This is a genomic window from Thalassobacterium maritimum, from assembly GCF_031127805.1.
Classification (GTDB): Bacteria; Verrucomicrobiota; Verrucomicrobiia; order Opitutales; family Coraliomargaritaceae; genus Thalassobacterium; species Thalassobacterium maritimum.
The window spans coordinates 1-404 of the sequence record NZ_JARXHW010000258.1 but is presented as its reverse complement, the minus strand read 5'-3'; the positions used below and the strand labels follow the sequence as shown (position 1 = coordinate 404).

The window sequence follows — 404 nt, the reverse complement described above, 5'->3', positions numbered from 1 at the left end:
ATGCTCCCGTCGGTCTCTGTCACGATCTGATCAACACCACTAGGTGATAGGCAGTTCGGTGAGTCCTCCAGCTTCGAGGATTCATCGGCGATGCGGCGGGCGTTCGTTTCGACGTATTTGCGGATTGAAGATACGGGCAGCTCAATGCCGTAGTGCTCTAAAAGTTTTCCCGCAGCTGTGGCAAAGGAATGATCCAAACCAAAATCAGTTACGGCACGCTGCAGTTCGCGAGTATATCCCCGAGCTGAGATACCCAGTCGCTCGGTCAATGGCCGGTGGTAGTTAACCTCTCCACTGCGCCAGATACGCTCTTTCAGTTCGACGACTCCGTAAAGCGTGTAAAATTTTAAAGTTTTTTTTCGCGTTGCTGCATCTGCGCTTCTTTGGCGGCATCGCCACACCTA

The 404-nt window shown here is 52.2% G+C and carries 1 pseudogene; it reads right to left on the bottom strand.

The window, feature by feature from the left end:
* A pseudogene (locus QEH52_RS20260) lies at positions 1-197 on the bottom strand (ISKra4-like element ISTvi1 family transposase); the annotation flags it as partial.
* Positions 198-404: the final 207 nt, after the last annotated feature.